General features: G+C 67.8%; 26 protein-coding genes and 1 tRNA gene. 18 read left to right on the top strand and 9 right to left on the bottom strand.

Going from position 1 to position 23,921, the window contains the following annotated elements; all coding sequences use genetic code 11:
* Nucleotides 1–7 precede the first annotated feature (7 nt).
* From rsmG to ACV4UZ_RS17505, 6 genes are all read left to right on the top strand, one after another.
* Nucleotides 8–625 (top strand): 16S rRNA (guanine(527)-N(7))-methyltransferase RsmG, encoded by a 618-nt coding sequence (gene rsmG / locus ACV4UZ_RS17530; protein WP_491602074.1) that lies wholly within the window; start codon nucleotides 8–10, stop codon nucleotides 623–625.
* On the top strand, nucleotides 606–1,403 hold the full coding sequence (locus ACV4UZ_RS17525; protein ID WP_491602073.1) for a ParA family protein: 798 nt from the start codon (nucleotides 606–608) through the stop codon (nucleotides 1,401–1,403). The genes rsmG and ACV4UZ_RS17525 overlap by 20 nt, the downstream gene beginning before the upstream one ends.
* A 107-nt stretch (nucleotides 1,404–1,510) precedes the next feature.
* The gene (locus tag ACV4UZ_RS17520) at nucleotides 1,511–2,455 is read left to right on the top strand and encodes a ParB/RepB/Spo0J family partition protein (protein WP_491602072.1); all 945 of its coding nucleotides are present in this window, start codon (nucleotides 1,511–1,513) and stop codon (nucleotides 2,453–2,455) included.
* Between the two features lie 203 nt (nucleotides 2,456–2,658).
* The gene (locus ACV4UZ_RS17515; RefSeq protein ID WP_491602071.1) at nucleotides 2,659–3,015 is read left to right on the top strand and encodes a hypothetical protein; all 357 of its coding nucleotides are present in this window, start codon (nucleotides 2,659–2,661) and stop codon (nucleotides 3,013–3,015) included.
* Nucleotides 3,016–3,516 carry a YchJ family protein gene (locus tag ACV4UZ_RS17510; RefSeq protein WP_491602070.1) on the top strand — a complete coding sequence of 167 codons (501 nt, stop codon included), beginning with the start codon at nucleotides 3,016–3,018 and terminating at the stop codon, nucleotides 3,514–3,516.
* Nucleotides 3,517–3,568: 52 nt separating this feature from the next.
* On the top strand, nucleotides 3,569–4,060 hold the full coding sequence (locus tag ACV4UZ_RS17505) for a YchJ family protein (RefSeq protein WP_491602069.1): 492 nt from the start codon (nucleotides 3,569–3,571) through the stop codon (nucleotides 4,058–4,060).
* 7 nt (nucleotides 4,061–4,067) lie between these two features.
* Here the strand turns inward: ACV4UZ_RS17505 and ACV4UZ_RS17500 are convergent, their stop codons facing one another.
* On the bottom strand, nucleotides 4,068–5,906 hold the full coding sequence (locus ACV4UZ_RS17500; RefSeq protein WP_491602068.1) for a hypothetical protein: 1,839 nt from the start codon (nucleotides 5,904–5,906) through the stop codon (nucleotides 4,068–4,070).
* Between the two features lie 145 nt (nucleotides 5,907–6,051).
* Between ACV4UZ_RS17500 and ACV4UZ_RS17495 the strand changes: the two genes are divergently transcribed.
* Nucleotides 6,052–7,971 carry an FAD-binding monooxygenase gene (locus ACV4UZ_RS17495; RefSeq protein ID WP_491602067.1) on the top strand — a complete coding sequence of 640 codons (1,920 nt, stop codon included), beginning with the start codon at nucleotides 6,052–6,054 and terminating at the stop codon, nucleotides 7,969–7,971.
* On the opposite strand, the gene ACV4UZ_RS17490 is transcribed toward ACV4UZ_RS17495, so the two are convergent.
* A complete protein-coding gene (locus tag ACV4UZ_RS17490) occupies nucleotides 7,968–10,715 on the bottom strand; it encodes a CHAT domain-containing protein (protein ID WP_491602066.1) in 2,748 nt (915 codons plus the stop codon). The genes ACV4UZ_RS17495 and ACV4UZ_RS17490 overlap by 4 nt on opposite strands.
* 159 nt (nucleotides 10,716–10,874) lie before the next feature.
* Here ACV4UZ_RS17490 and ACV4UZ_RS17485 point away from each other — a divergent pair, with 159 nt between their 5' ends.
* Complete coding sequence (locus ACV4UZ_RS17485; protein WP_491602065.1) at nucleotides 10,875–13,073, top strand: SLC26A/SulP transporter family protein; 2,199 nt, start codon at nucleotides 10,875–10,877, stop codon at nucleotides 13,071–13,073.
* Nucleotides 13,074–13,131: 58 nt separating this feature from the next.
* Here ACV4UZ_RS17485 and ACV4UZ_RS17480 read toward each other — a convergent pair.
* A tRNA-Gly gene (locus tag ACV4UZ_RS17480) sits at nucleotides 13,132–13,206 on the bottom strand.
* 189 nt (nucleotides 13,207–13,395) lie between these two features.
* Here ACV4UZ_RS17480 and trxA point away from each other — a divergent pair.
* From trxA to ybaK, 5 genes are read left to right on the top strand one after another with little or no spacing between them, the layout of a single operon-like run.
* Nucleotides 13,396–14,319, top strand: coding sequence for a thioredoxin (gene trxA / locus ACV4UZ_RS17475; protein WP_491602064.1), 924 nt, complete (start codon nucleotides 13,396–13,398; stop codon nucleotides 14,317–14,319).
* A gap of 7 nt (nucleotides 14,320–14,326) precedes the next feature.
* Nucleotides 14,327–14,986, top strand: a complete 660-nt coding sequence (locus ACV4UZ_RS17470) for an LON peptidase substrate-binding domain-containing protein (RefSeq protein WP_491602063.1) — start codon at nucleotides 14,327–14,329, stop codon at nucleotides 14,984–14,986.
* An 11-nt stretch (nucleotides 14,987–14,997) separates the two neighbouring features.
* Nucleotides 14,998–15,195, top strand: coding sequence for a Trm112 family protein (locus ACV4UZ_RS17465; RefSeq protein ID WP_491602062.1), 198 nt, complete (start codon nucleotides 14,998–15,000; stop codon nucleotides 15,193–15,195).
* The gene (locus tag ACV4UZ_RS17460; protein ID WP_491602061.1) at nucleotides 15,192–15,647 is read left to right on the top strand and encodes a gamma-butyrobetaine hydroxylase family protein; all 456 of its coding nucleotides are present in this window, start codon (nucleotides 15,192–15,194) and stop codon (nucleotides 15,645–15,647) included. The genes ACV4UZ_RS17465 and ACV4UZ_RS17460 overlap by 4 nt, the downstream gene beginning before the upstream one ends.
* A gap of 5 nt (nucleotides 15,648–15,652) precedes the next feature.
* The gene (gene ybaK, locus ACV4UZ_RS17455; protein WP_491602060.1) at nucleotides 15,653–16,126 is read left to right on the top strand and encodes a Cys-tRNA(Pro) deacylase; all 474 of its coding nucleotides are present in this window, start codon (nucleotides 15,653–15,655) and stop codon (nucleotides 16,124–16,126) included.
* Between the two features lie 45 nt (nucleotides 16,127–16,171).
* On the opposite strand, the gene hslU is transcribed toward ybaK, so the two are convergent.
* The 6 genes from hslU to ACV4UZ_RS17425 form a co-directional block, all read right to left on the bottom strand.
* Entirely contained in the window at nucleotides 16,172–17,500 is a 1,329-nt protein-coding gene (gene hslU, locus ACV4UZ_RS17450) for an ATP-dependent protease ATPase subunit HslU (protein WP_491602059.1), read from the bottom strand.
* Entirely contained in the window at nucleotides 17,500–18,048 is a 549-nt protein-coding gene (gene hslV / locus ACV4UZ_RS17445) for an ATP-dependent protease subunit HslV (protein ID WP_491602058.1), read from the bottom strand. The genes hslU and hslV overlap by 1 nt, the downstream gene beginning before the upstream one ends.
* Before the next feature lie 68 nt (nucleotides 18,049–18,116).
* Nucleotides 18,117–18,776, bottom strand: coding sequence for a GNA1162 family protein (locus ACV4UZ_RS17440; protein ID WP_491602057.1), 660 nt, complete (start codon nucleotides 18,774–18,776; stop codon nucleotides 18,117–18,119).
* Nucleotides 18,773–19,318, bottom strand: coding sequence for a DUF4810 domain-containing protein (locus ACV4UZ_RS17435; RefSeq protein ID WP_491602056.1), 546 nt, complete (start codon nucleotides 19,316–19,318; stop codon nucleotides 18,773–18,775). Before ACV4UZ_RS17435 ends, ACV4UZ_RS17440 begins: the two co-directional genes overlap by 4 nt.
* Entirely contained in the window at nucleotides 19,315–19,611 is a 297-nt protein-coding gene (locus tag ACV4UZ_RS17430) for a hypothetical protein (protein WP_491602055.1), read from the bottom strand. Before ACV4UZ_RS17430 ends, ACV4UZ_RS17435 begins: the two co-directional genes overlap by 4 nt.
* Nucleotides 19,612–19,613: 2 nt before the next feature.
* The gene (locus tag ACV4UZ_RS17425; RefSeq protein WP_491602054.1) at nucleotides 19,614–20,555 is read right to left on the bottom strand and encodes a CsgG/HfaB family protein; all 942 of its coding nucleotides are present in this window, start codon (nucleotides 20,553–20,555) and stop codon (nucleotides 19,614–19,616) included.
* A gap of 220 nt (nucleotides 20,556–20,775) precedes the next feature.
* On the opposite strand from ACV4UZ_RS17425, the gene hisB reads away from it, so the two are divergent.
* The 5 genes from hisB to ACV4UZ_RS17400 all read left to right on the top strand — a co-directional run bounded on the left by hisB (nucleotide 20,776) and on the right by ACV4UZ_RS17400 (nucleotide 23,918).
* Complete coding sequence (gene hisB, locus ACV4UZ_RS17420) at nucleotides 20,776–21,375, top strand: imidazoleglycerol-phosphate dehydratase HisB (protein WP_491602053.1); 600 nt, start codon at nucleotides 20,776–20,778, stop codon at nucleotides 21,373–21,375.
* Complete coding sequence (hisH, locus tag ACV4UZ_RS17415; protein ID WP_491602052.1) at nucleotides 21,372–22,022, top strand: imidazole glycerol phosphate synthase subunit HisH; 651 nt, start codon at nucleotides 21,372–21,374, stop codon at nucleotides 22,020–22,022. Before hisB ends, hisH begins: the two co-directional genes overlap by 4 nt.
* A gap of 1 nt (nucleotide 22,023) precedes the next feature.
* Entirely contained in the window at nucleotides 22,024–22,743 is a 720-nt protein-coding gene (gene hisA, locus ACV4UZ_RS17410; RefSeq protein WP_491602051.1) for a 1-(5-phosphoribosyl)-5-[(5-phosphoribosylamino)methylideneamino]imidazole-4-carboxamide isomerase, read from the top strand.
* A 4-nt stretch (nucleotides 22,744–22,747) separates the two neighbouring features.
* A complete protein-coding gene (hisF, locus tag ACV4UZ_RS17405) occupies nucleotides 22,748–23,506 on the top strand; it encodes an imidazole glycerol phosphate synthase subunit HisF (RefSeq protein WP_491602050.1) in 759 nt (252 codons plus the stop codon).
* 82 nt (nucleotides 23,507–23,588) lie between these two features.
* Nucleotides 23,589–23,918, top strand: a complete 330-nt coding sequence (locus tag ACV4UZ_RS17400; protein WP_068429927.1) for a phosphoribosyl-ATP diphosphatase — start codon at nucleotides 23,589–23,591, stop codon at nucleotides 23,916–23,918.
* The last annotated feature ends 3 nt before the right edge of the window (nucleotides 23,919–23,921 follow it).

The raw sequence follows: 23,921 nt of genomic DNA, 5'->3' as shown, positions 1-23,921 counted from the left end.
TCGCTTGATGAGTCCCGAAACGTTCATGACAAAATCTGGTGTTTCACGTGAAACACTCGACCGTCTGCGCCTCTATGCCGACCTGCTGGTCAAGTGGCAGGCCCGCATCAATCTGGTGGGCCCCGACACGCTGCCCGATTTGTGGTCGCGGCATTTCCTCGATTCCGCGCAGCTGTTCCCCCTGATCCGGCCCGAGGCCGGGCGCCTGGTGGATTTGGGCAGCGGCGCCGGCTTTCCCGGACTGGTGCTGGCGGTGATGGGGGCGCCCGACGTGCATCTGGTGGAAAGCGATGCCCGCAAATGCGCCTTCCTGCGCGAGGTGGCCCGGGTCACCGAAACGCCGGTCACCGTGGTCAACAGGCGCATCGAGCAGGTGCCGTCGCTTTCCGCCGACGTGGTGACGGCCCGCGCCCTGGCGCCGCTGGACCGCCTGCTGGGTTGGGCCTTTCCCCATCTCGCCCCGGGGGGAGAATGTCTCTTCCTGAAGGGTAGGGGGGCGGAAGACGAATTGACCGCAAGTGCGAAAGAATGGAATATCACGGCGAGCCGGGTGCCTTCGCTCACCGATCCCGGCGGTCTTGTCCTTCATCTGCGTGAGGTATCCCGTGGCCGAGCCCAGCCGTAGCAGCGCCCGCGTCATCGCCGTCGCCAACCAGAAGGGCGGCGTGGGCAAGACCACCACCGCCATCAATCTGGCCACCGCCATGGCGGCGACCAAAAAGACGGTGCTGATCATCGATCTCGACCCCCAGGGCAATGCCAGCACCGGGCTGGGCATCGACCGTTCGGCCCGCGACGTCAATTCCTATCATGTGCTGATCGGCGAGGCGGCCCTGGCCGATGCGGTGATCGAAACCTCCATCCCGGGGCTCTCCCTGGTGCCGTCGGGCGTCGACCTGTCGGGCGCCGAGATCGAGCTGGTGGAGTTCGAGCGCCGCGAGAACCGGCTGAAGGAATCCCTGGCCGGGTCGCTTTCCGCCTATGACTACGTGCTGATCGACTGCCCGCCGTCGCTCAATCTCCTGACGCTGAACGCCCTGGTGGCGGCCGATGCGGTGATGGTGCCGCTGCAATGCGAGTTCTTCGCGCTGGAAGGCGTCAGCCATCTGATCAAGACCATCGAGCGGGTGCGCCAGGCCTTCAATCCCGGCCTGGAACTGCAGGGCATCATCCTCACCATGTTCGACAAGCGCAACAACCTGTCGGATCAGGTGGCCGCCGACGTGCGCGAGTATTTCGGCGACAAGGTCTACAAGACGGTGATTCCGCGCAACGTCCGGGTGTCCGAGGCTCCCAGCCACGGCAAGCCGGTATTGCTCTACGACATGAAGTGCACGGGGGCCGAGGCCTATATCAATCTGGCTTCGGAAGTGCTCAAACGCGAACGGCAATTGAGGGCCTAATTCCGACGGGCCGGGGGCGAGGAGGCAAGCGCGAATGCGCGCCGCGGCTTATGCCGCGAGAGCCTAGCGAAGCGCCCGGCGACTGAGGGCAAACCAAGAGGTTTAAATTGGCTGACGAAAAGAAGAAGGGCCTGGGGCGCGGCCTGTCCGCCCTGTTGGGCGATCACGCCGCCTCGGCCATCCAGGCGGTGACCAGCGCCGCCGCCGCCGGGCCGGAAGGCCAGGCGGCCATCAAGGGCCTCCGGACCATGCCGCTGGAGCATCTCCAGCCGGGCAAGTTCCAGCCGCGCCGCACCTTCGACGAGGACCGCATCGCCGATCTGGTGGAATCGGTGCGGGAAAAGGGCATCCTGCAGCCGCTGCTGGTGCGCCCGCTGCCGGGCAATCCGGCCCGCTTCGAGATCATCGCCGGCGAACGGCGCTGGCGGGCGGCGCAAGGGGCCAAGCTGCACGAGGTTCCGGTCATCGTCCGCGAACTCTCGGACCGCGAGGCCCTGGAGGTCGCGCTGGTCGAGAACCTGCAGCGCCAGGACCTGTCGCCGCTGGAGGAGGCCGACGGCTATCGCCGCCTGATGGACGAGTTCTCCCACACCCAGGAGGAACTGGCCAAGGCGGTGGGCAAGTCGCGCTCGCACGTGGCCAACATGATCCGCCTGCTGGCGCTTCCCGATCCGGTCAAGACCATGCTGGAAAAGGGCGAACTGACGGCGGGGCACGCCCGCGCCCTGCTGACCGCGGCCGATCCGCTGCGGCTGGCCCGGGACGTGGTGGCCCGGGCGCTGAACGTGCGGCAGACGGAGAAGCTGGTCAACGACGAGGGCAAGGCCAAGCCGACCAATGGCGGCCGCCCGGCCGGCGCGGCCAAGGACCCCGACATCGCGGCGCTGGAACGCGACCTCACCGCCCAGCTGGGGTGCAAGGTGGCGATCCGCTCGCTGGGCAAGGGTGGCGAACTGACCGTCTCCTACGGGTCGCTGGAACAGCTGGACGACATCCTGGCCCGCCTGTCGCGCAATCCCGACCGGTCGGTCGAGGATCTGGACACGGTGTAGGCCAAATCTCGACGAGCCCCTGCTTGCCGAGATTTGGCCAGGCCCAAGGGGCCGCGCGGCTTATGCCGCGGAAGCCAAGCGGGCTATCAGCCCGCGCCCGGCGCTCGAGGGGCTGAAGGACTCCTTGATCTCCCCTCTATGAAGACGCCGCCCGCCTTTGTAGTATAGGTGGGCGGCACGGAAGAATCCGGGGGAGACGAGGGATGGCGAACACCGAAGAGAACGCATCGCTTGACGCGTTGCTGGCCAATCTGCCCGACGACGTCGTCGAATCCTTCACCGCCGAGCAGCGGGCCGCCCTGTGGAATGCCGCCAAGCCCATCAGCTGGCGCAAGCATCCCATCAACATCCGCATCACCTTCCCGTTCTTCGGCGGGCGCCATTTCGTCACCATCGTCGGCGGCTTCGAGCGCCGGTCCATGGACCGGATCAACCGCGACCGCCACATGCACCCGCTGCGCACCGCCGGCAATGTGCTGTTCATGCTGGGGGTGGGTGGGGCCTTCTATCTGGCCGCCGTCATCGGCATCTTCACATTCTCCAACCTGATCGAGTTCTGAATGGCCGTCTGTCCCTGCGGATCGGGTGCGGCTTTCGCCGAATGCTGCGAGCCCTTCATTCTGGGCAGGGTCCTGCCGCCCACCGCCGAGGCGCTGATGCGCTCGCGCTACAGCGCCTATACGGTGAAGGCCATCGATTACATCTGCGACGGGCGCGCTCCCGAGGAGCGGCACAACGTCAATCGCCCGATGATCGAGAAATGGGCCAATTCCGCCAAATGGCTGGGGCTGGACATCCACTCCGTCGAAGGGGGCGGGGGCGGCGATTCCACCGGTGTGATCGAATTCAGCGTACGCTTCACCATGGAGGGCCGTACCCAGACCTACAGGGAGATTTCCGCCTTCCGGCGGGAGGACGGCCGCTGGTACTACGTCAACGGCCGCATGGTGGCTCCACCCGGCGTGTCCGAGCCGGCGCGGGCCGCCGTCAGGGCCGGCCGCAACGATCCTTGTCCCTGCGGTTCGGGGCGCAAGTACAAGAAGTGTTGCGCCCCGGCCTGACGCCAGCCATTCTTCCGGCCATTCCCGCCCTATTCATCCGATCGAGTGAAGCATGACCTCCTGTCCCTGCGGCTCCGGCCAGTCCTACGATTCCTGCTGCGAACCCTTCATCCTGGGCAAGGCCCTGCCGCCGACGCCCGAGGCGCTGATGCGCTCGCGCTATGCCGCCTTCACGGTGGCGGCCATCGACTACCTGCACGATACCCTGGCCCCCGACGAGCGCGGCGATTTCCACCGCGGCGACACCGAGAAGTGGGCCAGGTCGTCCCAGTGGCTGGGCCTGACCATTCACGGCACCAGCGGCGGTGGGGACGGAGACGACGAGGGAACGGTGGATTTCACCGCCCGTTTCCGCATGGACGGCAAGAACGAGGCCCATCGCGAGCTCTCCACCTTCCGCCGCGAGGACGGCCGCTGGTATTACGTCTCGGGCCGCATCGGCGGCGCGCCGGTGGAGCAGCGCCGCGTCGCGGTCAAGGCCGGCCGCAACGATCCCTGCCCCTGCGGATCGGGCAAGAAGTTCAAGAAGTGCTGCGGCGCTTGATTCTGCCCTACTTCAGGCAGAACGGCTCCGACGCGATGAAGGCGGTCCAGTTCCACCAGGTCCGCCTGGGCGGCGGCGGATAGGGCCAGACCCTGGCGGCGGTCCAGCCGTTCTCGCCCAGAACCAGCAGGGCCGCCGCCTTGGCCGGCAGGCCGAGCGTGTTGCCGTCGGTGCATGACAGCGCCGCGACCCGGTAGCCCGCCCGGGCGGCTTCGTCCAGGGCGGCCCGATCCGACGAATACCAGGCCCGGATGTCCAGCAGGGGCCGGCGCTCGGGGGCGAAGCGCAGCAGCGAGCTGAGCGCGTCGCGCACCGAATTGTTGTCGCCCGGCAGCAACAGGGCCAGCCGGTCGGTGGGCCTGATCTCGGCCCCGATCCGGTCGGCCAGGCCATGGAGCAGAGGCTGCGGCATGTCGCGGTCGAAGCGCAGCAGCGGCGCCGTGACCAGGGGGGCGGCCAGCATCACCGCCAGGGCGGCCCGGCCGGCGCGCCGCTCCACGGAATCGGACACCCCGAAGCGCGTCCACAGGTCGCGGGCGGCCAGGGCCAGGGCCAGGACCAGCATCATGGATTGATGGGTGTTGTAGCGGAAGAACGAGTGCTCGCCCTTGAAGTGGCCGACGAAGGTCAGCATCAGGAAGCCATTGTAGAACAGGGCGGCCGCCAGGGTGATCCCCAGGGCGCGGCGGCTCCGCACGCCCAGCCAGCCGGGCCGCCGGACGAGAAGAAGCGCCGCCAGTCCCAGGAACACGAAATAGGGGGCGTGGCGGAGGATGACCCGGCCCACGTCGCGGAAAATCTCGGGCAGCAGATGCCATTGCCATTGGGACAGGGGCATGGCGCGCAGCTCGCCGGCGGGAAAGGCGCTGCCCACGTACAGCCGCCAGCCCAGATACAGGGCGATGGCGGGCAGGGCGGCCCCGCCCAGGGTGACGGCGGCGCGCCGCCACCCGATGCGGCGATCCAGGGCGCCGACCAGCACGATGGCGCCCAGATGGGCGGTGAACAGCCCGATTCCCTGCTGCTTGATGAGAATCAGGGTGATCTGGGCCAGGATCAGGGGCAGCAGATCGGGGCGGCGGCCCTCGGCCAGATCGTCCATGACGGAAAGGGCCAGCCACACCGAGAACAGCAGCGTGATGGCCAGGGGCGCCTCGCCATAGCCGGCCAGGCTGACCCGGGGAACGAAGCCGGGATTGAGGGCGGTGGCCAGACCCAGGCCGAGGGCGGCGAGCGCCAGGCCGGGACGTCTGCCGTCCGCCAGGGCGGTGGCGAACAGCAGGCCAGCGGCCAGATGCAGGAAGACGGTGACCAGGGACGGCGAGTTGGGGGCGTAGACGTTGCCGGCCAGCGAGCCGAGAAAGGACAGCAGGTGGAAATTGTAGGGCGCCACCGGCACGTCGGTATAGACGGGCGGCCCGTCCTGGGTGGGGAAATGCCCCCAATCGAAGATATAGGCGGTGTTGGGCAACATCACCGCCAGGTTGTCCGATTGCGAGGGCAGGATGTCGGCCATCACCCACAGCAGGGGGGCGGCGACCAGGGCCATGCGCCCGGCCTCGGCCAGATCGGCCTTGCCGCCCTTTCCCCGCAGGGCCGTCACCAAGCCCGCCAGCGAAACCAGCAGGAAGGCGGTGGCGGGCAGACGCAACGAGGCGGCGGTGACGATCCCCCACAGGGTCATCAGGACGGCATAGGCCCCCCAGCCGGCGATGAACTGCACCGCCACGCCGTGACGGTCGCGCACCATGGCCTTGCCGGCCAGGACGAGGACGATGACGGCGAACAGGACCTGGGCGAAGCCGGTCAGGTTGCCGAAATCCGGTATCAGCCGCCAATGATCCATCAGGCACTCCGGTAAGGAAAGACAGTCACGGTTTCCGACGCCCTTTTTGGCGGGTCCGGTGGAAATGGGCAAAGGGATTTGTGCCCCGGACCCTGGTCCGCGGAGATCAACTGTGCTTCACTGGCACCGATCGAGGGAGGCGCGCATGCAGTTCCATCTGGATGGATTTCATCCCGGCGACCCCCGCTTCGCCGATCCCCAGGATAGGGTGGTGCCGCCGCCCATCAAGCGTCCCCTGCCCGCCGAGGTGGACGTGATGATCGTCGGCTGCGGCCCGGCCGGGCTCAATCTGGCGGCCCTGCTGTCCAAGTTCGCCGGAATCAGGACCTGTATCGCCGATCTGAAGGACGACCGGCTGCTGGTGGGCCAGGCCGACGGCATGGCGTGCCGGACGCTGGAGATGTTCCAGGCCTACGGCTTCGCCGACCAGGTCATCCAGGAAGCCTACGGCGTCAACGAGGTCACCTTCTGGAAGCCCGATCCCGACGCCCCCCACGAGATCATGCGCAGCGACCGCATCCAGGACGTGGAGGACGACCTGTCGGAAATGCCGCACGTGATCATCAATCAGGCGCGCATCCACGACATGTTCCTCGACGTCATGCGTCAGAGTCCGGCCCGAATCGAGCCTTTCTACTCGCGCCGGCTGATCGGGCTGGAGGTGGACCGGAGCGCGGCCGACTACCCGGTGACCCTGACCTTCGAGCGGGCGGTGACCCATTCCCAGACCTCCAAGACCCTGGAAACGGTCAGGGCCCGTTATGTGGTGGGCTGCGACGGGGCGCGCAGCACGGTGCGCCAGGCCATCGGCCGCGAACTGGTGGGCGACGCGCTCAATCAGGCCTGGGGCGTGATGGACGTGCTGGCGGTGACCGACTTTCCCGATATCCGGCTGAAGGCGGTGATTCATTCCGGCAACGAAGGCAACATGCTGGTGATCCCCCGGGAAGGCGGGTACATGGTGCGGCTCTATATCGAGCTGGACAAGCTGAAGGAAAACCAGCGGATTTCCCGCGACAGCGTCACCTCGGACTATCTGGTCGCCGCCGCTAGGCGCATCATGCGGCCCTATGCCATCGACGTGAAGGAAGTGGCCTGGTGGAGCGTCTACGAGATCGGCCAGCGTCTGACCACCGCCTTCGACGATGCCGAGCCCGGCCGGGCGCCCCGCGTGTTCCTGGCCGGCGACGCCTGCCATACCCACAGCCCCAAGGCGGGCCAGGGTCTCAACACCTCGGTCAACGATACCTGGAACCTGGGTTGGAAACTGGCTCACGTGCTCGACGGGCGGGCCGATGCCCAATTGCTGCTCACCTATTCGGCCGAGCGCCAGGACATCGCCGGACAGCTCATCGACTTCGACCGCGAACTGGCCCGGATGTTCAGCGCCAAGCCGAAATCGGCGGATAATCCCGATGGCGTCGATCCGGCGGAGTTTCAGCGCTACTTCACCCAATTCGGTCGTTTCACAGCCGGAACGGCGACCCATTACAAGCCTTCCGTCCTGGTGGGCGACGGCGCGCACCAGCATCTGGCCAGGGGCCAGGTGCTCGGCATGCGCTTTCACTCCGCCCCGGTCATCCGGCTGGCCGACGCCAAGCCCATGCAATTGGGCCATTGTATCGAAGCCGACGGCCGCTGGCGGGTCTTCGCCTTCGCCGGAAGGGCAGCGCCCATGGAATCCGATTGCGGCATCCGCGCCCTGTGCGAATTCCTGGACGGCGATCCCGGCTCGCCGCTGCGCCGCCATACGCCTCCGGGCGGCGACGTGGAATCCATCATCGACCTGCGGGCGGTGTTTCAGACGCCCCACCGCGACATGCGGCTCGAAACCCTCCATCCCCTGCTGGTTCCGGCCAAGGGGCGATACGGTTTGAAGGATTACGAGAAGGTGTTCTGCCCCGATTTCAAGAGCGGCCGGCACATCTACGACATGCGGGGAATCGACCGGGACAAGGGCTGTCTGATCGTCGTCAGGCCGGACCAGTACGTGGCCGAAATCCTGCCGCTCGACGATTACCGGGGTCTGGCGCGGTTTTTCGCCGGCGTTCTGCGGGTCTGCTAGCTGCCCACATACACGAAGGGCGCCCAGAAGAACGGATGGGCCGGCACGAAGGGCCGCGACCCCGGAGCCGTCTGGCTGCGCAGGGCGTGGCGCGCCGTTTCCAGCGCCGCCAGGGGCCGGTCGCCCTCGGCGATGCGGCGGAAGGTGGTGGTGATCAGGTCGTGGGCCGAGGTGCTTTCCACGCTCCAGTGACTGACCACCAGGCCGTGGGCTCCGGCGAACATGAACGCCCGGGTCAATCCGGCGAAGCCTTCGCCGGTTCCGGCCCGGCCGGGCTCGCCGGCGGTGTTGCAGGCGGACAGCACCACCAGATCGCTGTCCAGCTTCAGCTCCTCGATCACCTCGCGCATGGTGAGCAGACCGTCCTCGCCGTTGAGCTCGCCCACCATGGTGAGCGCCAGGGCCGGCTGGGGGTGGGCGGTGGCGGCGTCATCGCCGCCCAGGGCCAGGAACTCGCCGGACAGCAGGCCGTGGGTGGCGAAGTGCAGGTAGCGGGTCTTGTCCAGCCGGGTGCGCTTGACCGCGTGTTCACTGGCTTCGGCGCGCAGGTACAGGCGGGCGTCGCCGCCCAGGGCCTGGGCGATGGCGCGGGCTTCGGCGGCGGTCTCGGGCAGGCGCGGCAGCGCGGTGGAACCCCCGGCAGGGGCGAAAACCGGATCGGCGAAGGATACCAGGCCCGAGGCATTGCCCGGGCTGCGGGCGTAAAGCCGTTCCGAGGCCAGGGCGGCCAGGCTGGGCAGATAGGCGAAGCGGTAGCGGTTGGCCAGCCAGGGAATGGTGGCGTATTCCGCCAGGAAAGGGCCGGCGGCGCGGGCGGCCTGGAACGCCTTGTTCTCCGCCTCGCCCCACTGGGTCACCAGCAATTCGAAGGGAAGGGTCTGCAGCGAATGGTCGGTGACCACGAAGACCTGCGACGTCCCAGCCAGGAGCGCCTCCACCGGCGCCACCAGCGTCCGGTACAAGGTGTGGGACAGGGCCGGGTCGAAGGCGGCGAAGGCCTCCCTGGTTCCCTCGGACGCGGTCTCGATGGCGGATCGGAGGGCCAGGACCGAGGCGTCCACCTCCTTTCGCCCCAGCGGGGCCGCCACCATGCGGAAGGAGTCGCGGGTGACGGCGAACACCAGGGTGACGTCGGCCAAGGTGGCGGTGGAAATCAGGGCCTCGCCGGGCCGCAGCAGCCGCTGCTGCAGGTCGTCGACGGTGACCGGGCGGGGCTGGACCAGTTCCATGAAACGGGGAAAATCCCGCCACATGTGGTCCTCGGCCGCCTTGGCCTCCGCCCCGGCCGCCTGCAGCTCGGCGGCGGCGGCTTGGGGAATGTCGGCCTCGCCGCCGTCCAGTCCGGCCAGCGCATTGCTTTCGCGCAAATGCGCCAGATGCTGCCGGGCCTGTTCCAGGCGCTCTTTCCCGTCCAGGAAACGCGGGTCGGAGGAAAAGCGCCGCACATCGGCCTGACGCATCAGGTCGGTGAAGATACGGCTCTGCGCCTGGCTGGAAACGGCCAGGGCCTCGCGGTCATGGCCGCCCGACGGATTGGCGGCGTGGAGGCTGGCCAGCACGCCCAGCAAATCCGTGTAAAGCCCCGAGAACCGGTCGGTCAGGCCTTGGCGTGAACCCTCGTCCAGCGAGCGGGCGCCGGAAAAGATCCGTTCCAGCCGGGTGATGGCGCCGCGGAAATAGGGCAGGGATTTGTCAGGCTGATTGCGGCGCTGGAAATACAGCGCCGCCCGCCGGTCGGCATTGGCTGCCTGCAGATCCGAGCCGGAGGAATGGGCGGCGGCGGCGGCGCGCCCGTGCAGCACCGCCGCCGTCTCGAACTGCCGCTGCTGCTCGCGCAGATCGGCGAGATCCTGGGCGATGGTGGCGAAATAGTCGCTGTTGGAGCCGAACACCTTCTCGGCATCGGCCAGGGCGGTGGAAAGCAGGGGCTCGGCATCGTCCTTGCGTTCCAAGCGCAGGGCCAGGGCTCCGGCCTGAGCCCGGGTCACGATGGTCAGCATTCCCTGAGCACCGAATTGCTGCTCGCGCGCCGCCAGGGAGCGGCGGGCCAGTTCATAGGCCTCCGTGATCCTGCCTTCTTCCGACAGCACCCTGGCCAGCATGGCGGCGGCCCCCGCCCGGGGTCCGTCCAGTGCCGGATCCGTGCCGGCGGCGGCCAGAACCTGCTCGATCATGGCCGTTGCGCCCTTGCGGTCGCCCACCATTCGCGACAGATCGGCCAGCTGCAGCCTGGCGCGCAGCCCGTGGCGGGTGGCGCCTTCCTCGTCGCCGGTCAACGGCACCCGGCCCAGAATCTCCCGCGCTTCGGCGATCCGTCCCATGCGGCGCAGCAAGGTGCCGTCGTCGGCGCGGATTCGCATCACCGGTCCGGCGCTGTCGCCCAAACGGGCCGCCAGGGAATCGCCGGCCCGGCGCAACAGCGCCTCGGCTTCCACGGCGCGGCCCCGCGCCGCCAGGGCGCTGGCCATGACGGACAGGGCGACGGGTCCGGCCCGGCGCTCCATGGGCGAATTGGGCGGCAGGGATTCCTGAACCTGCCGGGCGATGTCGAAGGCGCGTTCGAATTCGCCCTGGGCGATGGCCTGCCGGGCCTCCTGCAAGGCGTCCTTCGGCCTCGGCTGGGCATTGGCCGTGGCCGAGGCCAGCAGCAAAAGGGCGCCCAGCGCCAGGGCCGCGCGCCCCGGAAGGCGCCGCAATGTCCAGGAACAATCGGTTGAGCCCTCGGGACCGATGATCCTGGCCATCCCACGCCCATCCTTCAGTATCGCCGATCTCGGCGAAGTGTCCGATCTCTCCGAATTCTTGTCGAGGGGAAAAGGCAGCCGGAACGGCCTATTCATTCCGACTTTCGGCAGGGAGTGATTCAGTCTACTTTTGTATGGATCGAGGGTGGGAGATGCGGGATGAAGACCTTGAAGTCCGCCACTCTGTCCGGTGACCTCTGGGGCGGTACGGCGGCCATGCTGGTGGCCCTGCCCTCGGCCATCGCCTTCGGCGTCACCATCTTCTCGGCCCTGGGCAGCCAGTACGGGGCCCAGGGCGCCGTCGCCGGCATCCTGGGGACCGTGGCGCTGGGCCTGCTGGCGCCGCTGTTCGGCGGCACCAACCGGCTGATCAGCGCGCCTTGCGCCCCGGCGGCGGCGGTGCTGTCGGCCTTCGCCATCGATCACGTGGCGCGCGGCGGCAGTCCCGAGCTGGGCCTTCTGCTGCTGGCCCTGATGGGCCTGATGGCCGGCGGTCTGCAGCTGCTGATGGGCGTGCTCAAGCTCGGCCGGCTGATCAAGTACATGCCCTATCCGGTGGTCAGCGGCTATCTGTCGGGCGTCGGCCTGATCATCATCGGCAGCCAGCTGCCGCGCTTCCTCGGCACGCCCAAGGGCGTCAGGTTCGGCGAGGCGCTGATGTCGCCCTCCTTGTGGCGCTGGCAGGGCATGCTGGTGGGCGCCGCCACCATCGTGGTGATGCTGGCCGCGCCCAAGGTGACCAAGAAGGTTCCCGCCCCGGTGCTGGGCCTGCTGGCCGGCATTCTCACCTACCTCCTGCTCGGCCTGTTCGATCCCGCCCTGATGACGCTGGCCGGCAACGGCTTCGTGGTCGGCGCCCTGGGCGGCGAGGGCGGCAGCCTGGTGGACAGCTTCGCCGCCCGCTGGTCGGCCCTGGGACAGCTGGGGCTTTCCACCCTGCGCGATCTGCTGATTCCGGCGCTGACCCTGGCGGTGCTGTTGTCCATCGACACGCTCAAGACCTGCGTGGTTCTGGACGCCCTGACCCGCACCCGCCACGATTCCAACCGCGAGCTGATGGGCCAGGGCCTGGGCAACCTGGCCGCCGGGATGTCGGGCGGCGTTCCCGGCGCCGGCACCATGGGCGCCACCCTGGTCAACATGTCCAGCGGCGCCCAGACCAGACTGTCGGGGCTGGTCGAAGGCGTTTCCGCCCTGATCGCCTTCGTCCTGCTGGCCAATCTGATCTCGTGGGTGCCGGTGGCGTCGCTGTCGGGCATCCTGCTGGTCATCGGCGTGCGCATGATCGACCGGCACAGCCTGAATTTCCTCAAATCCCGCGACACCATCATGGATTTCGTGGTGATCGCCGCGGTGGTGGCCTGCGCCCTGTCCATCAGCCTGATCGTCGCCTCCGGTGTCGGGGTGGTGCTGGCCATCGTCCTGTTCATCCGCGAGCAGGTGCACGGCTCGGTGGTCCGCCGCATCGCCTCGGGCGACCAGTCCTTCTCCAAGCGGGTCCGCACCCAGGACGAGATGGACATCCTGGCCGAGCGGGGCGGCCAGACCGCCATCGCCGAACTGCAGGGCAGCCTGTTCTTCGGCACCACCAGCCAGCTGTTCCACGCCCTGGAGAACGACCTCAAGACCCGCAAATACCTGATCCTGGACATGCGCCGGGTTCAGTCGGTGGACATCACCGCCGCCCACATGCTCGACCAGATCAGGGACATCCTGGCCGAGCGCCAAGGCGTGCTGATCTTCAGCCAGATTCCCAAGCACCTGCCCAGCGGCAAGGACATGGAGAAGTACTTCGACCAGACCGGGGTGGTGCGATCGGGCCAGCCGGTGCGCATCTTCGGCGAGGCCGACCAGGCCATGGAATGGGTCGAGGACCGCATCATCGCCGAGGCGGACCTGGCCACCAACGAGGAAGCCCTGCTGGAACTGGCCGAGATCGAGCTGTTCAAGGCCCGGAAGAAGGAAACCCTGGACGAGCTGGAAAAGAGCATGGAGGTCCGGGTGATTCCCGCCGGCGAGAAGATCTTCTCCATCGGCGACCAGGGCGACGAGCTGTTCCTGATCCGCAAGGGCATCGTGCGCATCGTGCTGCCGCTGTCCGGCGGCCATGTCCGGCATATCGCCACCTTCGGCCGCGGCGCGTTCTTCGGCGAGATGGCCTTCCTCGACGGCGATTCCCGCTCGGCCGACGCCGTGGCCTTCACCCAGGCCCATCTCTACGTGCTGTCGCGCAAGGCCTTCGACCTTTTCGCCGAGCATCACAAGAAGGCGGGCATGAACCTGATGGAAAGCCTGGCCAGCATCCTGGCCAGCCGCCTGCGCTACACCAACGCCGAGCTGCGCGCGCTCGAGGGGTGAGGCGAGCCCCGAAACGCGAAAGGCCGCGGTTTCCCGCGGCCTTACTTCGTGGTCCGATTGGAGCGGGCGAAGGGATTCGAACCCTCGACCCCAACCTTGGCAAGGTTGTGCTCTACCCCTGAGCTACGCCCGCTCAATCCGGCGTTCCCGCTGCCGTTTCCAGCGGCGAGGCCCGGATAATACGAAAAGAATTGGCCGACGCAAGCACTTTTTCGCAGGCTTTTTTCCAGGCCCGCCAACCGCCGGGTTTGGACTTGCCAGAGCGGCGGCAACGGTCCATCTATTGCGGGTCGAACCCGCCACCTCGAGGGACCGAAACACCATGGACCTGATCTTCAATTCCGGAGCCCAGGGCGCCGCCCCGGCAGCGCCGGGCGAACTGATCAAGGACGCCACCACCGCCACCTTCGTGGCCGACGTCATCGAGATGTCCAAGAAGGTGCCGGTGATCGTCGATTTCTGGGCGACGTGGTGCGGCCCGTGCAAGACCCTGGGGCCCGCCCTGGAAAAGGTGGTGCGCGAGGCAAGGGGCGCGGTGCGCATGGTCAAGGTGGACGTGGACAAGAACCAGGACCTGGCGGCGCAGCTGCGCATCCAGTCGGTTCCCACCGTCTACGCCTTCAAGGGCGGCCGTCCGGTGGACGCCTTCACCGGCGCCCAGCCGGAAAGCCAGCTGAAGGAATTCGTCAAGCGCCTGATCGCCGGCAGCGGCGCGGGGCCGACCATCGACGACTACATCGCCGAGGCGAAGCAGGTGCTGGAGGAAGGCGATCCCCAGACGGCGGCCGGCATCTTCAACCAGATCTTGCAGGAGGCCCCCGACAACGCCTCGGCCATGGCCGGGCTGCTGCGTTGCCTGATGGCGGTGGGCCAGGGCGCCCAGGCCGAGTCCATGCTGGCCCGTCTCGCTCCCGAAATGGCCCGCCATCCCGAAATCGCCGCCGTGGCCACCGCGCTGGAGCTGGCCAAGAGCGCCGGCGGCGTGGGCGAGGCCGCCGAACTGCGCCGCCGGCTGGCCTCCGATGCCGACGACCATCAGGCCCGCTACGATCTGGCGCTGGCCTATTACGCCGCCGGCGAGGGCGAGGCGGCGGTGGACGAACTGCTGGAACTGTTCCGCCGCAACCGCGCCTGGAACGAGGACGCGGCGCGCAAGCAGCTGGTCAAGCTGTTCGAGGCCTTCGGCCCCACCCATCCGCTGACTGTCTCGGGGCGCAAGCGGCTGTCCACCCTGCTGTTCTCGTAAGGCAAGCATGCAGGCCGACCGTCCCTTGCGCATCGACGACCTGCCCCGCGACCTGCCGGTCTTCGCGGTGTCGGGGGCCATCCTGCTGCCCAAGGGCACCGCGCCGTTCATGGTGTTCGAGCCCCGCTACCTGGCCATGGTCGACGACGCGCTGGGCAAGGGACGGCTGTTCGGCCTGGTGCAGCCGCGCGACGACAAGGATTTGGGCGGCACGGTGCCCGGCCTCTACGATACCGGCTGCCTGGCGCGCATCACCGCCTTCGGCGAGACCGGGGATGGCCGCTACCTGATCACCGCCGCCGGCATCTGCCGCTTCCGGCTGGCCGGCGAGGTGGAGGGCCGCGCCGGCTATCGCCGGGTGCGGACCGACTACATTCCCTATGCCGCCGACCTGGACGGCAGCGACACCGGCCCGGTGGACCGGCGCGGGCTGCTTTCCATCGTGCGCGCCTATCTGGGGGGGCTTGGCATGTCGGCCGACATTGCCCAATTGGAAAAGGCCGACGACGCCGATCTCACCGTCCGTCTGGCCATGGCCTGCCCCTTCGCCCCCGTGGAGAAGCAGGCCCTGCTGGAAGCGGCCAGCCATGCCGAGCGCTGCCGCCTGATGACCACCTTGATCCAACGGGAGCTGCTGAACGAAAGCGGCGGCTCCTCGATCCATTAGGAGCGTTTCCCATGCCCGAGCGTGTTTCCGCCTTCGATACGAAGCTGCTGGACATCCTGGTGGCGCCCGGTACCCACGCGCCGCTCCGTTATGACGCCGCCGCCCAGGAACTGATCGACGACAAGGGTGGTCTGGCCTATCCCATCCGCGACGGGATTCCGATCATGCTGGTGGACGAAGCCCGCGCCATCGAGGGAGACGCGCGATGACCATGCCCGCCGAACGGCCCTGGCCGGAAGAGATCAAGGTGGACAAGGCGGCGCGCACCCTGAAGGTCGCCTTCTCCGACGGCAGGACCTTCGTGCTGCCGGCCGAACTGCTGCGGGTGGAAAGTCCCTCGGCCGAGGTTCAGGGCCATTCCCCCGACCAGAAGCAGCTGGTCTCCGGCCGCATGCATGTGGGTATCATCGGCGTCGAGCCGGTGGGCAATTACGCCGTCAAGCTGGTGTTCGACGACCTGCACGACAGCGGCATCTATTCGTGGGACTACCTCTACGCGCTGGGCGCCAACCAGGACGCCATCTGGGCCGATTACCTGGCCGAGCTGGAGGCGCTGGGCCTGTCGCGCGATCCGGCGCTTAGCAAGGTGCCGCCGCCCAAGGCCCATGGCTGCGGCGGGGGCGGCGGGTCCAAGTCGGGCGGTGGTTGCGGCTGCGGCTGACCCTCATGTCCAAGACCACGCGGGCCACCCAGGCTCTCGACAGGGCGGGAATCGCCTATGAGGTCCGCCTTTACGAGTATGACGGCAGCGCCGACAAGGTGGGCATGCAGGCGGCCGAGGCGCTGGGCGCCGATCCCGCCATGGTGCTGAAGACCCTGATGGTGCTGGCCGACGGCAAGCCCGCCTGCGTGGTGGTGCCCTCCGATCGCGAGGTCTCCATGAAGAAGCTGGCCGCCGCCCTGGGGGCCAAGTCGGCTCAGATGATGAAGCCGGCCGACGCCGAGCGCGCCACCGGCTACGTGGTGGGCGGCATCTCGCCCTTCGGCCAGAAGAAGGCGGCTCCCACCGTGATGGAGGAGGCCGCGCTGTCCCATTCCAAGGTGTTCATCAACGGCGGCGGTCGGGGCGTCCAGGTCCACCTGTCGCCCGCCGACGCGCTTCGGGCCCTGGGGGCCAAGGCGGCGGCGGTGGTGGCGTGACCGCCCCTTTCCGTTCCGCCTCCGCAATGAGCAGTCGGTGTTCGGCTACAGGATGAACTTGGCCAGATCGGCCTTCCTGGCCAGTTCACCCACCCGCTCGTGGACCATGGCGGCGGTGATGGCGATGCTGGTGCCGGGGGGCTGGTCGGGGGCGGTGAAGCTGATTTCCTCCAGCAGGCGCTCCATCACGGTCTGCAGGCGGCGCGCCCCGATGTTCTCGACCGTGGCGTTGATCTCGGCGGCCAGGTCGGCGATGGCCTCGACCGAGCCGGGCTCGAAGCTCAAATTCACCTCCTCGGTGGCGAGCAGGGCCTGATACTGCTTCAGCAGGCTGGCCTCGGGCTCGGTGAGGATGCGCATCAAATCGTCGCGCGACAGCGCCTTCAGCTCGACGCGGATGGGCAGGCGGCCCTGCAGCTCGGGCAAGAGGTCCGAGGGCTTGGCCAGATGGAAGGCGCCCGACGCGATGAACAGCACGTGGTCGGTCTTCACCGAGCCGTGCTTGGTGGCGACCGTGGTGCCCTCGATCAGGGGCAGCAGGTCGCGCTGCACGCCTTCTCGGCTGACGTCGCCGCCCACGTGATGCTCGGAGGAGCGGGCGCAGATCTTGTCGATCTCGTCGATGAAGACGATGCCGTGATTCTCCACCGACCAGATGGCGTCCTTCACCACCTTGTCGGGATCCAGCAGCTTGTCGGATTCCTCATTGGTCAGGGCGTCCAGCGCCTCCTTGACCGGCAGCTTGCGCGGCCGGGTGCGGCCGCCGCCGAACGCCTTGCCCAGCATGTCCGACAGGTTGATCATGCCCACCTGCGAGCCGGGCATGCCGGGCATGTCGAAGGCCGGCATGCCGCCCGTTCCGGAATCGGCCACCTGGATCTCCACCTCCTTGGAATCCAGGCTGCCTTCCCGCAGCATCTTGCGGAACTTCTGACGGGTGTCGGCTCCGGCGGTCTCGCCCACCAGGGAATCCAGCAGCCTTTCCTCGGCGGCGATTTCGGCCTTGGCGGTGACCTGCTTGCGCAGGCGTTCGCGGGTCATCAGGATGGCGACTTCCACCAGATCTCGGACGATCTGCTCCACGTCGCGGCCCACATAGCCCACCTCGGTGAACTTGGTCGCCTCCACTTTCAGGAAGGGGGCCTGGGCCAGGCGGGCGAGGCGCCTCGCGATCTCGGTCTTGCCCACCCCGGTGGGGCCGATCATCAGGATGTTCTTGGGCAGGACTTCTTCCCGCAGGCTCTCCGACAATTGCTGGCGGCGCCAGCGGTTCCTGAGCGCGATGGCCACGGCGCGCTTGGCGTCGTTCTGGCCGACGATGAACCGGTCCAGTTCCGAAACGATTTCGCGGGGGGAGAAGGCGGCGGCGCTCATCACAGGCTTTCCACGATCATGTTGCCATTGGTGTAGACGCAGATGCCGGCGGCGATGCTCATGGCCTTGCGCGCGATGGCCTCGGCGTCCATGCCGTCCACGTCGATCAGGGCGCGGGCGGCGGCCAGGGCGTAATTGCCGCCCGAGCCGATGCCGATGATGCCGTCCTCGGGCTCCAGCACGTCGCCCTGGCCGGTCAGCACCAGCGAGACGTCCTTGTCGGCCACCGCCATCATGGCCTCCAGGCGGCGGAGGTAGCGGTCGGTGCGCCAGTCCTTGGCCAGCTCGACGCAGGCCCGGGTCAGCTGGCCGGGATGCTTCTCCAGCTTGGCCTCCAGGCGCTCCAGCAGGGTGAAGGCGTCGGCGGTGGCGCCGGCGAAGCCCACCAGAATGCCGTCACCGCCCACCTTGCGCACCTTGCGGGCGTTGCCCTTGATCACCGTGGCGCCGAGACTGACCTGACCGTCGCCGGCGATGACCACGCGCCCCGATTTGCGCACGCAGAGAATGGTGGTGCCGTGCCAGGAAGGAAGGGATGTGTCGGACATGAGGCGGACCCGAAGGGGAGAGGGGCGGGCATCATAGCAAAGGCCCGCTCCTCTCCGAGTCCCTAAATTCAAGGCTTGGCCATATCCTTCTCGGTGGCCCGCTGAACGAAATGGGGGCCGGGGGGCAATCCCTGGTCCGGGGTGGAGAAGGCGGCGCGGTTGGCCTGACGGGCCAGACCGATGTAATCGGGCTTGGCCTTGGCGATGGCGGCCGCCACCACTTGGACGACCAGGCCGGCGATCCCGCCGCCGCCGCCCTGGTTGGTCTGGTACTGGGCGACCTGGCGGTGCTCCCAGATGGTGGCGCCCGTGGCGGTCTCCTTGAGCTTGTAGGAGATGTCCACCTCCACCGAGGTGTTGACCACCAGATATTTGGCCGTCCACTTCTCGATGGTGATGTAGAGCACGGAATCGGCGCCGAACAGCTGGCCCACATGGGCGGGGTCGGCGTCGTGGACCATTTCGGGATCGGGCAGGCCGTCGTCTTCCAGCACCCGGCGCACCAGATTGACCGGAAAGACGTAATAGCCGCGGTTGGCCAGGGGCCGGGCGATGGTGGTGGACAGGTATTCCCCCGCCATGGCGTCGACGCTCTTGTTGACCGGCGGCACCACCAGGATGGAATAGGGATTGGCGGCGGCGAAGGCCTCGTAGTTCTTGGGGCTCGGAACGGCGCAGGCGGACAGCCCGGCCATCAGGGCGATGGCGACCAGGATTCGGCGGATCATTTCTTCTTCTCCCTGGCCTGTTCGGCGGCCCGCAGGCGGGCGGCCTCGGCCTCGATCACCTTGGACTCGCCGGCCGCGTCCTTTTTCGGGCCTTCGGCGACGCGGATCATCACCTCCATGAAATAGGCGGATTCCGGCCAGGTGCGCTTTTCCCGCTTGAACAGGGCGACCGCCTTCTCCGGCGCGCCGGCCTGCATGTAGAGGTAGCCCAGCTCGGCGGTCAGGCCGGGGGCCAGCCTGGCCTTGCCCACTTCCATGGGCTTGAAGGCGTCCACCGCTTCCATGAGGGCCTTGCGGCGGGTATCGCGATCGTCCGACGAGGCGCGGGCCAGCACCTCGCCCAGCTCGGGCACGCTCGAATCCTCGTAGGCTACGGTGAGGCGCTCCAGCTCGCTGGTCAGCTTGTCGGAATTGGCGGAATCCTCGTAGAAGTCCAGCAGGGACTGGTCGTAGGTGCCCCAGACGAAGATGTCCTGCTGCGGGGCGCAGGCGGCCAGGCAGAGGGCGGCGGCCAGGGCGGCGTGGCGCAGGGGGCGCATCATTCCGCCGCTCCCGCCGGCACCGCCAGCTTGCGCAGGCCGCGACCGCTGACGAACACCTTTTCCGAATAGGCGCCGCCCTTGGGGCCGACCACCTTGACCATGTGGGTGCCGGGCTCCAGCAGCAGCGGCTGGCCGACGGGTCCCATGTCCAGGCCGTCGACGTAGAGCCGCGCCCCGGCGGCGGCTCCCGTCACCTCCAGGGAGGGGCGGTCATCGACGATCTCGACCCGCTCGGCCGGCGAGCAGGCGGCGGCCAGGGCGGCGACCGCCGCGATGGTGAGGATGCGCTTCATGATCAGCCCCCCTTGCGTTCGGCGATATAGAGCGACGCCGCCGGCTGGCCGGCCAGGGAGCCGGAAACCAGTTCGGCCACCGAGCCCTCGTCGGTATCGCTTTCACCGAACTGGGCGACCACCCTGATGGTGGCGACCTCGGCCGAGGGCAGCGAGATGTTGAAGCCGGACTGGCCGCTCTTCACCTTGTCGCCGGGACGCATGACGGTCAGCAGGTCGCCGATTTTCAGGCCCTGGCGGACGCCGCCGCTGATATAGAGGCGCGAGCCCTCGACCTTGAGGATGTCGGTGCGCCAGGGGCGTTCCTTCAGCTTGACCACCAGGGCGTTCATCACGTCGGAAACGGCGGCGCCGATGGCCTTGTCGTTGAGGCTGCCGTCGTAATCGGCCTGGGAGCCGAAGCCGAACACCTCGCCGGCTTCGGACGAACTGCTGCCCCGGCCCGAGGCGGAAAAGAAGACATGGCCGGTTCTGGGATCGGCCAGGCGGATCTCCACCTTGGCGTCCACCTTCTGCAGCTTGGTATTGCTGAGCAGGCCGCCGCGGGTCACGGTGGAGCGGCCGAATTCGGTCAGCGAGCCGAGGATCAGGGTGTCGACCCCGACGATGTCGGCCCCCGAACCGCCGCTCAGGGCCTGTTCCTTGACCAGCTTGTCCAGGTCGGGGCGCTCGAACACCAGGAAGGCGCCGGATTCCACCAGGCGAGACGCCAGCATGTCCGAAGTCTGCTTGCCCAGCGGGTCGCCGCTCTCGCTGCGCACGAAGGTGCGGCCGTAGCGGGTCTCGTTGCTGAAGCGGCCGATGGCGATCTTGCGCTTCAGGATCTTGGCCGTCTCGACGGGCTGGGCCGCCGTCGCCTGCTGGGCCTGGCGCTGGGTGGCGGGGGCGGCGGGCGCTTCCTTGGGCTCCGGCGGATAGTTGGGCGTGGCGCACGCCCCAAGCATTGCGATAGCCGAAACGGCCATCACCCTCAGTCCTGATCGCATTCCGATGCCCCCTCTGCGTTCGATCAACGAGCGAATGGCCGAAGCGTACAAAGGATACGGGTATCAGGCAATCGACGAAAGATGACTTTCGACGGCGCTCACCCATGGCGTGCGGACGCTCGCACTGGCAAGGAACGTCCATTCCTGATACACAACGGGACGGATTATGGAGGGCCCCATGCGCAAGGCTGCCATCACGCGCAACACCACCGAAACCAGCATCAAGGTCGCCGTCGATCTGGACGGCAGCGGCAAGTATGCCGTCAAGACCGGGGTCGGTTTCCTCGACCACATGCTGGAGCAGCTGTCCCGGCACTCGCTGATGGACCTCGAGGTGGAGGCCAAGGGCGACCTGCACATCGACGCCCACCACACCACCGAGGACGTGGGCATCAGCATCGGACAGGCGGTCAACCAGGCGCTGGGCGACCGCAAGGGCATCGCCCGCTACGGCTCGGCCTATGTCCCCATGGACGAGGCGTTGACCCGGGTGGCGCTCGACCTGTCGAACCGCCCCTACCTGATCTGGAAGGTGAAGTTCGGCCGCGACAAGCTGGGCACCATGGACACCGAGCTGTTCAAGGAATGGTTCCAGGCCTTTGCAGGGGCGGCCGGCGCGACCCTGCATGTGGAATGCCTGTACGGCGACAACGACCACCATATCGTCGAAAGCTGCTTCAAGGCCCTGGCCCGCGCCTTGCGCGACGCCATGGAGATCGACCCGCGCAAGGCCGATTCCGTACCGTCCACCAAGGGGACGCTGGGGGGGTCTTTGTGAGCGGTACCGTCGCCATCATCGATTACGGCTCGGGCAACCTGCGCTCGGCCGCCAAGGCCTTCGAGCGGGTGGTGGCCGAGGCCAGCCTGGACCTCGCCGTGGCGGTCACCAACGACCCCAAGGTGGTGGAGGGCGCCTCGCGCATCGTGCTGCCCGGCGTCGGCGCCTTCGCCGATTGCCGCGCCGGCCTGATGGCGCTTCCCGGCATGGCCGAGACCCTGACCGAACGGGTTCTGGCGCGCGGCGTGCCGTTCTTCGGCATCTGCGTCGGCATGCAGCTGATGGCCAGCATCGGCCGCGAGCACGGCATGCATGCCGGTCTGGGCTGGATCGCCGGCGAGGTGGTGCCGCTGGGCGTCGAGGACCAGGGGCTCAAGGTGCCGCACATGGGCTGGAACCAGCTGGTGCCCGACGGGCTGTCCCATCCGCTGCTGGCCGGCCTCGACGCCGAGGCCCACGCCTATTTCGTCCATTCCTACAAGTTCGAGCCGGCCAATCCCGCCCATCGCCTCGCCCATGTGGAATATGGCGGGCCGGTCACCGCCGTGGTGGGGCGCGACAACATGGTCGGCACCCAGTTCCATCCCGAGAAGTCCCAGGTGACGGGGCTCAAGGTGATTTCCAACTTCCTGACGTGGACTCCCTAAGATGTTCCTGTTTCCCGCCATCGACCTCAAGGACGGCGCCTGCGTTCGGCTCAAATTGGGCCTGATGGAGGAATCCACGGTGTTCAACACCGATCCCGGCGCCCAGGCCCGCGACTTCGCCGCCGCCGGAGCCGAGTGGATCCATGTGGTCGACCTCAACGGCGCCTTCGCCGGCAAGCCGGTCAACGGCGCCGCGGTGGACAGCATCCTCAAGTCCGTTTCGGTTCCGGTCCAACTGGGTGGCGGCATCCGCGAGATGGCCACCATCGAGGATTGGCTGGCGCGCGGCATCCGCCGGGTGATCCTCGGCACCGTGGCCTTGAAGAACCCGTCCTTGGTCAAGGAGGCCTGCAAGCGCTTTCCCGGCCGGGTGGCGGTGGGCATCGACGCCAAGGGCGGCAAGGTGGCGGTGGAAGGCTGGGCCGAGACCTCGGACCTCACCGTGCTGGAACTGGCCCGCAAGTTCGAGGATTGCGGCGTCGCCGCCCTGATCTACACCGACATCGACCGCGACGGCGTGCTGGCCGGCCCCAACGTGGCGGCCACGGCGGCCCTGGCCGATGCCATCTCCATTCCGGTGATCGCCTCGGGCGGCGTGTCGTCGCTCGACGATCTGAAGGCGCTGAAGGCTTATCCCAAGCTGGAAGGCGTCATCTCGGGCCGCGCCATCTATGACGGGCGCATCGACGTGGCCCAGGCCATCGCGCTGCTGAAGGCCTAAGCCCATGCTCAAGATGCGCATCATTCCCTGCCTGGACGTCAAGGACGGCCGCGTGGTCAAGGGAGTCAACTTCGTCGACCTGATCGACGCCGGCGATCCGGTGGAGCAGGCCAAGCTCTACGACCGGGCCGGCGCCGACGAGCTGACCTTCCTCGACATCACCGCCAGCCACGAGAACCGCGACACCATCTACGACGTGGTGCGCCGCACCGCCGAGCAATGCTTCATGCCGCTGACCGTGGGGGGCGGCGTGCGGGTCAACGACGACATCCGCAAGCTGCTGCTGGCCGGGGCCGACAAGGTCTCCATCAACACGGCGGCCGTGCATCGCCCGGAATTCGTCCGCGAGGCGGCCGAGAAGTTCGGCAGCCAGTGTATCGTGGTGGCCATCGACGCCAAGCAGGTGGCCGAGAACAAGTTCGAGATCTTCACCCATGGCGGCCGCAACCCCACCGGCATCGACGCGGTGGAATGGGCCAGGCGCATGACCGAATACGGGGCGGGCGAGATCCTGCTCACCTCCATGGACCGCGACGGCACCAAGCAGGGCTTCAACATCCCGCTGACCCGTGCCGTGGCCGACGCCGTCACCGTGCCGGTGATCGCCTCGGGCGGCGTCGGCAATCTCGACCATCTGGTGGAAGGCATCCGCGACGGCCATGCCACCGCCGTATTGGCCGCCTCCATCTTCCATTTCGGCACCTACACCATCGCCCAGGCCAAGGCCCACATGCGCGCCGCCGGAATTCCCGTCCGCCCCTGAAGGCGTGACAGGCCGATATTCATCTGTTAGTACGACCGCAAGCGAACATGACGGTCTGGAAAAAATCCAAAGAGAGGGTGCGTTGGCGCAGGACAGCAAGATTCTCGAGGAATTGTACACGGTGATCGCCAGCCGCAAGGGCACCGATCCCGACAAGTCCTATACCGCCAAACTGTTCGCCCGCGGGCGCGGCAAGATCGCCCAGAAGTTCGGCGAGGAAGCGGTGGAGACCGTGGTCGCCGCCCTGTCGGAAGGCAAGGAGCAGCTGGTGGGCGAAAGCGCCGACACGCTCTATCACCTGCTGGTGCTGTGGGCCGATTGCGGCGTCGAGCCGGCCAAGGTGTGGGCCGAGCTGGCCCGGCGCACCGGCACCTCGGGCATCGACGAGAAGAAGTCGCGCGCCAAGAAGTGACGA

The sequence above is a fragment of the Paramagnetospirillum sp. genome (assembly GCF_058402745.1).
This window is presented reverse-complemented; position numbering and strand designations above follow the sequence as displayed.